Genomic DNA, 9,801 nt, shown 5'->3' with positions numbered 1-9,801 from the left:
GCCCGAGGCCGTGGACGAGCCCGAGGTCGCGGAGGAGCCCGGGGACGCCGTCCCGGCGGAGCCCGCGCAGACGGACGAGGTGCCCATCGAGGGGAACCGCCGACCTGCCGGCCGTGGCGGTCTCCGCCGGCGGCCGATCGGCTACTGCCGTGAACTGTGGAGCATAGGAGACTCGAACTCCTGACATCTGCCTTGCAAATTCGTTCGGCAAGGATCGGGGGCTGCTGATGCCTCCTCAGGGGCCTCTCCGGCTGGTCGCAGACGGTCGCCCCGGGTCGCTGGCGTTCGCCGACGTTGGTGTCAGGAAGTGATGTCGGAGAGGGCGTCCGCGTCGGCCATGGTCTGGTCTGTGAACCCGTGTTCAGCCGGCGCGGCGACGCGCTGAGCCAGCCAGCCCGACACCCGGGGACCGCCGTTCACGGCTCCGCCCTCCCGCACCGTTCGGACGTAGCTGAAGCCGTGGTCCAGGTAGTACCGGTGAAGCCGCTCGTTGGTGGTCCAGGCGTCCAGCCTGAGCCATTCGGCGCCGTCGCGCGCGGCCCGCTCGCCCGCCCAGTTCAGCAGCCGCCCGCCCAGATCCTGCCCGGCGTACGAGCGCGACACCGTGAGCTTGTTGATGTACCGGGCCGGTTCGGCCAGCTCAGCATCCGTCCACAGGCCGTCCTCTGCCTCCGGGGTGAGGGTTATCGTCCCGGCCGTTTCCGTGCCGTCGCGCAGCATGAAGACCACCCCGTCCTCTATGGTCGCCAGCAGCTTGTCGGCCGGGTAGTCCCGGCTCCACTGGTCGATACCCCGGGCGCTCAACCAGGCAGCTGCCTCCCGGCGAGCGGCCAGCAAGTAGTCCAGGTCCGCCGGATTCGCGGTCTCAATGATCACTGGGCATCTCCGCGCGCCACCAGGTCCCCGATCTCGTAGTTCATGTGGTTCAGGTCCCCTCGGAGCGTCGTGATGGTGCAGCGGACCGGCTTGTCCGCCGAGTACCCGGTCCGACGCCAGATGAGCACCGGGATACCGGCGCCGATCTGAAGCAGCCGGGCTTCCTCGGGGGTCGGCATCCGGGTGGAGATGTCGTCGTGATAGCCGATCTGCTCGACGCCGAGACCCGCCAGGTAGCGGGTGGTCCCCTCGTCGATGTCTCCCGGCTGTGCCAGCCGCGGGGCCATCTCCAGCAGCCACATCGGGTAGCTGGTGGCCTGCGTTGACCACGGCACCCCGTCCACGTAGCGGTGGCAGAACCGCAGGACCGTGGTCTCCCCCTCCGAAATGCCCAGCTGCTCGGCCACCTCGGCACGCGCGGGTTGCATCTCAACCCGGAAGTCCTGGTGCGGGCGGCGGCCGGCCTGAGTCACGTCGGTGTTGTAGGCGTCCCCGTTCTGGGGGAACGTCAGGTTCTCGAACCGGGACGCGTTCAGGTTGAAGACCTCGTGCGATCTGACCTCGTAGCCAAGCCCCTGGCTGGGCGTGATCAGGCCCTCGCCGACCAGCACGTTAAGGCCAGAGCGAACCGTGTTCCGCGACGCGTCGAAGCGGTCGCAGAGGTCGCGCTCAGACGGCAAGCGGGCACCGGGCGGGAAGACCCCCGAGCTGATCTCAGTCCGAAGGATGTCGGCTACGCGGCGGTACAGCGGCTGCTGGCTCATACACCCATCATGACGCATCCAGTCAACTGGTCCCTACATGTTGGACCAGGGGACTTGACGACTGCCCTGAGTGACAGCAGCATCATGTTCAGCAGCTTGTACCTACCAGTTGAGCCAGAGGTTCAACAGGGACAAGGTGTGCTCTGAACTGCCCAAAAACGCAATGGAGCGGCGCCCATCCGCCAAGAAAGCCGCCGCTCCACGCCCCGATGAAGGGAGTTCCATCATGCACGCAACGCTTACCGCTCCGCTCCTCGCCGCCACGGTCGTGAGCTTCCCGCAGGCCCCGCAGCGCATCGCCCCGCAGGTGGTGCTGTCGTCCGGAACCGCGCTGGCCGCCGCGCTGTACGCCTCGGACATGCCGAACACCTACCGGGCCAGCTCGAAGGACGCGGCCCAGATCGAGACGTGGATCACGCAGGGCATCGAGCGGCTCGGCCTGGACGAGGCCTACCGGCGCGGCCGGTTCCTGCGGCACTTCAACCTGCTGATGATCGAGGGCAAGGACGGCCCGGACGTGCGCGCCGCCTACCGCCAGTACTTCCCCCGGGCCCGGCGCATCGACCGCGCGCAGGACGCCGCCGCCGCCCTCGCGGTGCGCTCTCTGAACATCGCGGGCGCCGCCCACGAGGGGCCGGTGGCCGCGTGAGCACCGAAGCCAAGCCCCGGGTCCGTATCCCGCGCGGGCCGATCGAGGAGCCGCCGGGCCCCTACGCCGGACACGGCCCGGCCGCGAACCGCGAGGTGCTGTTCCTCGCGTTGGAGCGGTGCGGCGTCAAGGTCGGCGAGTTTGACCGGCGCACCATCGGCGCGCTGGCCGTGCTCGGCTCCAGCACGGCGCTGACGGTGGCGTCCTGGCTGCTCCAGTCGGCCGAGGGCCAGCCCGACTGACCGCCGCCACACGGGAGCGCCCACCGACGCTCACGGGCGCTCACCACCCGCTCACCGGGGCCGGTCGGCGGTGCTCGTTTCAACCCCGGTCGGCCGACTTCCAGGCCCGCCCGCGAGGCGGTGAACACCCGACTGTTCACCGCCGCTCACGGGGCCGTTCCCGGCGCTACCCGCCGACCGTTCCCGGTTCCCGGGAAGCGCTTCCCGCCCGTTACCCCCAAGCATCGGTCGCCCCCTGACCAGCAGTCCCGGCCCGACCGACAGCCGACCCGTTCACCGGTGAACCTCCCGGCCGTTCACCGGTGAACGCCCCGACTCCCAGCCCGACTCCCGGCCCATGAGGAGTAGCCGTGACCAGGCACAGCGGGGCCGACTCCCGCGCCCCTGAACCGCCGCCACCCATGTCTGAAGCCCTGGCCGCCGCCGCTGAAGCGGGCGCCCGTGGAGCTGAAATCGGCGCCGTCGTGAGCGATGAGCGCGTCATCGTGAGCGCCGTTCAGTCGGGTGTTCACCACCCCATTCACCTCGCTGCTGAAACGGCCGCCCGCGTGGTTGAAGCCGTGCCCGACGGGCCTGAAACGGGCGCCGTCGTGATCGGTGAACGCGGCGTCGTGAGCACCGGTGAGCACCCGGTGAACACCTCCGTCGCCGGTGCCGGTGAAGCGCCCGGCCGCGTGGTCGAAGCGGCGCCCGGCGGGCCTGAAACGGGCCCGTCCACGGGCGCCGGCCGACCGCCGCCGACCGGCCAGCCCGCCTCGACTTCCGCCCGACCGACCCGTGAGCGTCCTGTGAGCGCCCGTGAGCGTCGGCAGGCATTCGACCCGACCCCATTCCCGGCTCGCTGCCCGACTGAGGAGACCCGCATGAACACCCCGCCGCCGACCATCGACCCGGCCCCGCTCGCGGACCCGACCGACTACCTGACCGTGCCCCAGGTCGCCTTCGCCCTGCGGCTGTCGCAGGAGACCGTCTGGCGCATGGCGCGCGGCGGGCGCCTGGACGCCTACCGGGTCGGCAACGGCCGGGGCCAGGTCCGCATCTCCAGCGCCGCCTTCCGCGCCTACCTGGCCGCCACCGGACTGCCCGCCGGCCTGTCCGCCGTCGCCGCCGGCGCCCCGTCCAGCAGCCGGGAGCGGTCCCCCTGGACCAAGCCCCGCAGCTGACCGGCCCCACCGCCGCCCCGGAGTGGCCGTCGTGTCCAGAAAACTGGACGCCCGGCGCCGCCGGACAAGCAAGAAGAGCACCGGCCCGCCCGGCAACGGGTGCTCCTCTTGCTGTTCGGCGAAGCCGCTTGAAGGTCGTGCCGCGCAGCGGCTCCTTCATCGCTCTCTGAGGCGAGCGCCCGCTACAAGAACAGCCCCATTTTTTTCCTAAGTAGGAAGAGCCTGCGTCACAGCGTCACCAAGGGCCGAAAAAGGGCCTCTGACCTGCGACAACAGGCGTGACGCAGACGGAATTCTCTGCGTCATCGTGCGTACACCTGCGTCACCCGCAGACGCCGCCTGCGTCACCCACCCCGGCCCCGTGACGCAGCGGTGACGCAGCCCCCGACCACTGCGTCACCCCAAAGTCCCAGGTCAGAGGGCATGCGTGTCGCAGGTGACGCGGTGACGCAGAAATCCGCACCTCGGACAACACGCCCACGCTGAGAAACCCCGAACCCTCCCCGCCGCGCCCCGACCGGACCCTGGACCGGGCGCATCCCGAGACCACCACATGCTGCTGGCGCTAGGCGCCGCACTCGGTGCCACCCCGCCCGCCGCCCAGCCGCTCTGACACCCCCTGACGCCTGACACCCCCTGACACCCAAACCCCTAGGCAAACGCGGGTGTCAGGGGCCCTGACACCCGCCCCTGACACCACCTGACACCCAACCCCAACACCTGACCTGACACCCACCGCCCGCCGCTACCGCCCCGGAGGCGACCGTGGCCAGCCCGACCGTCGCAGCGCTCACCGTCCCCGAAGTCATGGCCGCGCTCCGGCTCGGCCGCAGCAAGGTCTACGACCTCATCCGCTCCGGCACCCTGCCGAGCTTCACCATCGGCCGCGCCCGCCGCGTGGCCGTCGACGACCTCACCACCTACATCCGCACCAAGAGCAGGAGCAGCCTCTAATGGCCAAGCGAAACCCGAACGGCGCCGGCACCGTGACCAAGCGGAAGGACGGCCGCTACCAGGCCGCCGTCTACGTGGTCCAGCCGGACGGCACCCGGGCCCGGAAGTACGTCTATGGCAAGACCTGGGAGGAGTGCGACCAGAAGCGTCTGGAACTCGTCCAGCGCGACCGCCAGGGCATCCCGACCCCGACCCGGTCGGCCAAGCTCTCCGAGTGGCTGCCCTACTGGCTGGAGCACTTCGTCCAGGCCCAGCGCAAGAAGACCACGGCCGCCAAGTACGAGACCCACCTCCGGCTCTATCTGGTGCCGCTGCTGGGCACCAAGAGCCTCGAAGGGCTCACCCCGCGCGACGTCCGGACGTTCCTTGCCAAGGTCACCAAGCAGGCCAGCGCGGCGACCGCCCGGGAGTCGCACAAGATCCTTCGGTCCGCCCTCACGGCCGCCTGCCGCGAGGAGCTGATCACGAGGAACGTGGCCAGCCTGGTGACCCCGCCCCGCGTCGTTTCCCGGGAGCTGCGGCCCTGGACGCTGGAGCAGACCCTCGCGTTCCTCCGGGCGGCCCGTACGGACCCGCTGTACGCCGCGTTCGTCCTCGCCGTGGCCCTCGGCATGCGGCGGGGCGAGATCGGCGGTCTGCGGTGGTCCTCCGTGGATCTGGAGAACCGGGTGCTGCGGGTCGGCCGCCAGTTGCAGCGCGTCCGGGGCGAGCTGTACGAGGACACGACGAAGAGCAGCAAGACCCGGCCGATCCCGCTGCCGACCATCTGCGTCGTGGCCCTGCGCTGGCACCGGATGTGCCAGGCCGAGCAGCGCCGGGCGGCGGGGGAGAGCTGGGAGGAGACCGGCTACGTCTTCACCACCCGGACCGGCCGGCCGGTGGAGCCGACCAACTTCTACCGGTCGTTCCGGCGGATCGCCACCGGGGCTAAGGTGCCGGTGGTCCGGATGCACGACGCCCGGCACGGGTGTGCCTCGCTGCTGATCGCCTGCGGCGTTTCGCCCCGCGTGGTGATGGAGATCCTGGGGCACAGCCGGTTCGGCATCACGATGGAGGTCTACACCCACGTGACGCAGGACACCCAGCGCGAAGCCCTCGACAAGGTGGACCGGCTGCTCCGCCGGGGGCGCTGATGTCGGCCTGAGATGTCAAACGCCCCGGACCATGATCGGTCCGGGGCGTTTGTGCACGTGGAGCATAGGAGACTCGAACTCCTGACATCTGCCTTGCAAAGGCAGCGCTCTACCAACTGAGCTAATGCCCCTCGACGGCACCGTGCGTGCCAACGGGCACTAGCGTACCGGTTTCCGGCGCGATTCCCAGCGCCGCCCGTCCGGCACAGTGCCGTTCCACAGGGTCGGCCGGTCCGGTTCGTCGACCGGGCCGGCCGGCCCGCGAGGCGCCGACGGGCGCCTCCGGAGTTCGTCGATCGTCAGATCGCCGGGGGCTCAGCGACCAGCCGGAACCGGGTCGGTGGCCTCGGTCCACAGGTCCTGCTCGGCGCGGTCCGCCTGGACCTGACGGTAGACAAAGAAGCCGCCGAGGGCGACCAGGGCGACCAGGAGAAGCTTCTTCACCGCGGGACCTCGTCCTTCTTGCGTTGGTGGACTCAAGAGCCGGATCCGGCCGGACTGACCGGGCCGACGAGTCCAGTTGTGTTTCGAGCGCGAACGGGCGGCCGGGTGCCAGACTGCCCTTGCGGCCGATGATACACACCGGTGTCCCAATCGTGACCAGCCACCGGGCGGCCAACCCGGCGGTCCGGTCCCAGGATTGACGCCGCACCGCTTGGCGGGCGGTCCGGCCGGGCCCGAACCGCCCCGACGCCCGTGGTCAGGCCCGGCCCGCCGGGCCGTCCGCAGGTCCGTTCGCAGGTCCGTCCGCCGGGCTGCCCGGCACCACCACCACGGCCCTGCCGTTCGCCAGGTCCACCCTGGTCCGCGGCGGCGCCCCCTCGCCCTCCTCGTCCCGCAGCATCAGGGTGCTGCCGCGTTCGTCCAGCTCGTGCTGCTTGCCCGCGGCGAACTGCGCGTGCAGCTGCTCGAACCCGGTGGCCGAGATCTGCCCCTCCCGGCCGGTCCCCCGCCAGGGCACCCAGCGGGCCCGGCCCGCCCGCAGCGCCAGCTGGTCGAGCGCCGCCAGCACCACCAGGGCGCAGACCAGTCCGGGGATGCTCATCGCCCACAACACCGCCATGCCGCCACCAACCCTCCACCGTCCCTCCTCGGAGAACAGCCGGGAACGGCGGCCGGTTCCCGGTTCGGGAACGGAGGAAAGGGCGGGAAACGCCGAAGGGCCCGGAGTGGATCACTCCGGGCCCTTCGGGGAGGTGGGCCTAACAGGACTTGAACCTGTGGCCTCTTCCTTATCAGGGAAGCGCTCTAACCGTCTGAGCTATAGGCCCTCACCGAGAGGAGATCGTACCGGATTCCGGCCGCCCCGCGGCGCCGGCCCGATCCCGGTCCCCATCCCGAGAAGAATCGAAGGGCCCGGAGTGGATCACTCCGGGCCCTTCGCGGTGGTGGGCCTAACAGGACTTGAACCTGTGGCCTCTTCCTTATCAGGGAAGCGCTCTAACCGTCTGAGCTATAGGCCCTTGCCGCACTGAAAGATTAGCGGACCGACGGCCGATCCCCCAAATCCGGGTCGGCCGGGGCCGCGGCGGCGCCCCCCGCGACCAGCGGCGGCGCCCCCGGGGCGCGGCGCAGCAGCCACTCCTCCCGGGTCGGCGGCAGGCCCGCCGCGCCCTCCTCGGTGCTGCGGACGGCGAGCACCTGGTTGATCCCGATCCGGTTCTGCTCGAAGGCGAGCGCGGAGGCCGCCATGTACAGCCGCCAGACCCGCGCCCGGCCCCGGCCGACCAGCCGGACCGCCTCCGTCCAGTGCGCCTCCAGGTTGGCCACCCACTCGCGCAGGGTCAGCCCGTAGTGCTCGCGCAGCGACTCGACGTCCCGGACCTCGAAGCCGGCCTCCTCCAGCCGGGCCACGGTGGAACCGACGGGGGAGAGCTCCCCGTCCGGGAAGACGTAGCGGTCGATGAAGGGGCTGGTGCGGTGCTGCTCGCCGGGGAGGTCGGGGCGGCGGGCGATCTGGTGGTTGAGCAGCCGGCCGCCGGGCACCAGCAGCCGGTACAGGCCCTCGGCGTAGACCCGGTACTGCTCGGAGCCGACGTGCTCGGCCATGCCGACGCTGGAGATCGCGTCGAAGGGCCCGTCGGTGATCTCCCGGTAGTCCTGGAGCCGGACCTCGACCCGGTCGGACAGCCCGGCCTCCTCGACCCGGGCGCGGGCCAGCGCGACCTGCTCCCGGGAGATCGAGACCCCGACCGCGGTGACCCCGTAGTGCTTCGCCGCGTGCAGCAGCAGCGAGCCCCAGCCGCAGCCGACGTCCAGCAGGCGCATCCCCGGGCGCAGGCCGAGCTTGCGGCAGATCAGGTCGAGCTTGGCCTCCTGGGCGGCCTCCAGGCTCTTCGCCTCCGGCGTCCAGTAGGCGCACGAGTAGACCATCGAGGAGCCCAGCACGAGCCGGTAGAAGTCGTTCCCGACGTCGTAGTGGTGGCTGATGGCCGCGCGGTCCCGGCTGCGGCTGTGCAGCCGCCCGGCGGCCCTGCGGACCTCCTCGCGGGGCGGCTCGGGTTCGAGGCCGACCGCCCCGGCCCGCAGCGCGGCGGCGAGCACCCGGCGGCCCTTGGCACCGAGCACGTCGCGCGGCCCGAGCGCCAGGCTGCGGATCTCCGGCCGCTCGGCGAAGCGGGCGACGGCGGAGAGCGTCTCGTACAGGTCGGTGCCGGGGGCGAGTTCGAGGTCCCCCGCGACGTAGGCCCGGGCCAGGCCCAGCTCGTCCGGCTGCCAGATCAGCCGGCGCAGCGCCCGGCGGCTGCGCAGGACCACGGTGGGAGCGCCCGGCGGGCCGGCGACGCTGCCGTCCCAGGCCTGCACCCGCAGCGGCACCGGGACCCCCAACAGCCCTTCCAGGGCCTCGACCAGTTGACCTGCGAGCTTCGCCACCGCGCGCCTCCGTCCAGTCGTCCTGCGGACACCTCAGCTGACCCGGTCGGGCTGACCGGGGGCGGCCTGCGGCACTCCCAGGCGCGGGACGGGCGGCACCCAGCTAATCCCACGGCCGCCGCCCGGTTTCCGGGTGGCACGCCGCGGGCGGCCGGCTGTCACCCGAAATGCCGACGGGCCCCACCGGCTGCAACAGTCGGTGGGGCCCGGGCATTCCGTCCGCGGACGGAGAACTGACCTGGGGTCAGGATCCGGCCGGGATCAGTCCTCCTCGGCCAGGGTGAGCTCGACGCCGCCGGTGAAGCCGGCCGCCGCGTTGTAGATGAACGCGGAGAGCGTGGACAGCGCGGTCAGCAGGACGACGTCGACCACGGCGATCAGCGTGGTGAAGGTCATCACCTTGCCGAAGCCGACGTAGTCCATCAGGTTGAGGCCGCCGCTGCTGTCCGAGCCGGTGACGTCCTTGAGGGTCTTGGTCAGCGAGTCGAAGACGCCGAGCGAGTCCAGCGTCATCCACAGCACGGCCGCGGCCACGATGATGATGATGCCGACGGCCAGCGACAGCAGGAAGCTGACCTTCATCACCGACCACGGGTCGACCTTGGTCACCCGCAGCCGGGCCTTGCGGGTCCGGCCGAGCCCGGGGCCGCCGGCCGCAGCGGCCGGGGCGGGGGCGGGGCGACGCGCCGCCCCGGCGGCGGGGGCGCCGCCCACCGGGGTCCCGCCGGCCGGGGTGTTGCCCGAGGTCCGGGTGCCCCGGGCCGGGGTCGGCTGCCCCTTGGCGTACGTGGTCGGCTGCGAGAAGCCGCCCGAGCCGGGGGCCGGGCTGCTCGGCGGCGCGGGCGTCTGCCCCCCGTAGGTCGCACCGCTCTGGCCCGCTCCGCCGACCGGTGGCATCAGCGAGGTGGACGCGGCCGAGTGCTCGGTCGGCGGCTGCGGCACACCGTACGAACCCCCGCCCTGCGCGCCCGGACGGCCGCCGGAGGTTCCTCCCGCAGCACCCGTGGCTCCACTCACCTGGTCCTCCCGCACTTCCCACCAGGACGGCGGCGCCGCCCTGCCTCGTCACTCGTCATCCAGCGCCCGGCGGGATTGCCCGGAACTGGTCGGCGTCCGGTGCCGCCGCGTCCGTCACCCGGACGCGGC

At 71.8% G+C, this 9,801-nt stretch carries 12 protein-coding genes and 3 tRNA genes; 6 read left to right on the top strand and 9 right to left on the bottom strand.

Annotated features, from left to right (window positions below; genetic code table 11):
- The coding region (locus tag ABZW03_RS29880; RefSeq protein ID WP_355264982.1) for a hypothetical protein at positions 1–184 on the top strand (184 nt) is incomplete at its 5' end.
- A 116-nt stretch (positions 185–300) separates the two neighbouring features.
- Here ABZW03_RS29880 and ABZW03_RS29875 read toward each other — a convergent pair.
- Together ABZW03_RS29875 and ABZW03_RS29870 are read right to left on the bottom strand one after the other, a co-directional pair.
- Complete coding sequence (locus ABZW03_RS29875; protein WP_355264979.1) at positions 301–876, bottom strand: GNAT family N-acetyltransferase; 576 nt, start codon at positions 874–876, stop codon at positions 301–303.
- The gene (locus tag ABZW03_RS29870) at positions 873–1,640 is read right to left on the bottom strand and encodes a GntR family transcriptional regulator (RefSeq protein ID WP_355264976.1); all 768 of its coding nucleotides are present in this window, start codon (positions 1,638–1,640) and stop codon (positions 873–875) included. Before ABZW03_RS29870 ends, ABZW03_RS29875 begins: the two co-directional genes overlap by 4 nt.
- Positions 1,641–1,866: 226 nt before the next feature.
- On the opposite strand from ABZW03_RS29870, the gene ABZW03_RS29865 reads away from it, so the two are divergent.
- The 5 genes from ABZW03_RS29865 to ABZW03_RS29845 all read left to right on the top strand — a co-directional run bounded on the left by ABZW03_RS29865 (position 1,867) and on the right by ABZW03_RS29845 (position 5,781).
- Complete coding sequence (locus tag ABZW03_RS29865) at positions 1,867–2,289, top strand: hypothetical protein (RefSeq protein ID WP_355264973.1); 423 nt, start codon at positions 1,867–1,869, stop codon at positions 2,287–2,289.
- Positions 2,286–2,531, top strand: coding sequence for a hypothetical protein (locus ABZW03_RS29860; protein ID WP_355264970.1), 246 nt, complete (start codon positions 2,286–2,288; stop codon positions 2,529–2,531). The genes ABZW03_RS29865 and ABZW03_RS29860 overlap by 4 nt, the downstream gene beginning before the upstream one ends.
- A gap of 863 nt (positions 2,532–3,394) precedes the next feature.
- The gene (locus ABZW03_RS29855) at positions 3,395–3,694 is read left to right on the top strand and encodes a helix-turn-helix domain-containing protein (protein WP_355264967.1); all 300 of its coding nucleotides are present in this window, start codon (positions 3,395–3,397) and stop codon (positions 3,692–3,694) included.
- 765 nt (positions 3,695–4,459) lie between these two features.
- Entirely contained in the window at positions 4,460–4,648 is a 189-nt protein-coding gene (locus ABZW03_RS29850) for a helix-turn-helix domain-containing protein (protein ID WP_355264965.1), read from the top strand.
- Positions 4,648–5,781 (top strand): site-specific integrase, encoded by a 1,134-nt coding sequence (locus tag ABZW03_RS29845; RefSeq protein ID WP_355264962.1) that lies wholly within the window; start codon positions 4,648–4,650, stop codon positions 5,779–5,781. The genes ABZW03_RS29850 and ABZW03_RS29845 overlap by 1 nt, the downstream gene beginning before the upstream one ends.
- A gap of 58 nt (positions 5,782–5,839) precedes the next feature.
- Here ABZW03_RS29845 and ABZW03_RS29840 read toward each other — a convergent pair.
- From ABZW03_RS29840 to ABZW03_RS29810, 7 genes are all read right to left on the bottom strand, one after another.
- Positions 5,840–5,912 (bottom strand) — tRNA-Ala (locus ABZW03_RS29840).
- Positions 5,913–6,096: 184 nt separating this feature from the next.
- Positions 6,097–6,225 (bottom strand): DLW-39 family protein, encoded by a 129-nt coding sequence (locus ABZW03_RS29835; protein ID WP_014137031.1) that lies wholly within the window; start codon positions 6,223–6,225, stop codon positions 6,097–6,099.
- Positions 6,226–6,481: 256 nt separating this feature from the next.
- Positions 6,482–6,826, bottom strand: coding sequence for a DUF6191 domain-containing protein (locus ABZW03_RS29830; protein WP_355264959.1), 345 nt, complete (start codon positions 6,824–6,826; stop codon positions 6,482–6,484).
- Between the two features lie 152 nt (positions 6,827–6,978).
- Positions 6,979–7,052 (bottom strand) — tRNA-Ile (locus ABZW03_RS29825).
- 115 nt (positions 7,053–7,167) lie between these two features.
- Positions 7,168–7,244: transfer RNA gene (locus tag ABZW03_RS29820), tRNA-Ile, on the bottom strand.
- Positions 7,245–7,260: 16 nt separating this feature from the next.
- Positions 7,261–8,655, bottom strand: coding sequence for a cyclopropane-fatty-acyl-phospholipid synthase family protein (locus ABZW03_RS29815; RefSeq protein ID WP_355264957.1), 1,395 nt, complete (start codon positions 8,653–8,655; stop codon positions 7,261–7,263).
- A gap of 261 nt (positions 8,656–8,916) precedes the next feature.
- A complete protein-coding gene (locus ABZW03_RS29810; protein ID WP_355264954.1) occupies positions 8,917–9,672 on the bottom strand; it encodes a DUF3566 domain-containing protein in 756 nt (251 codons plus the stop codon).
- Positions 9,673–9,801 lie beyond the last annotated feature (129 nt).

The organism is Kitasatospora sp. NPDC004799, from assembly GCF_040609095.1.
Classification (GTDB): domain Bacteria; phylum Actinomycetota; class Actinomycetes; order Streptomycetales; family Streptomycetaceae; genus Kitasatospora.
The sequence above is the reverse complement of the archived record's forward strand: the minus strand, read 5'-3'. Positions and strand labels throughout refer to the sequence as shown.

Bases quoted from the DNA above. Each gene is read 5' to 3' on its own strand.
- ABZW03_RS29845 (WP_355264962.1), top strand. From the start codon at position 4,648: ATGGCCAAGCGAAACCCGAACGGCGCCGGCACCGTGACCAAGCGGAAG.
- ABZW03_RS29865 (WP_355264973.1), top strand. From the start codon at position 1,867: ATGCACGCAACGCTTACCGCTCCGCTCCTCGCCGCCACGGTCGTGAGC.
- ABZW03_RS29870 (WP_355264976.1), bottom strand. From the start codon at position 1,640: ATGAGCCAGCAGCCGCTGTACCGCCGCGTAGCCGACATCCTTCGGACT.
- ABZW03_RS29830 (WP_355264959.1), bottom strand. From the start codon at position 6,826: ATGAGCATCCCCGGACTGGTCTGCGCCCTGGTGGTGCTGGCGGCGCTC.
- ABZW03_RS29855 (WP_355264967.1), top strand. From the start codon at position 3,395: ATGAACACCCCGCCGCCGACCATCGACCCGGCCCCGCTCGCGGACCCG.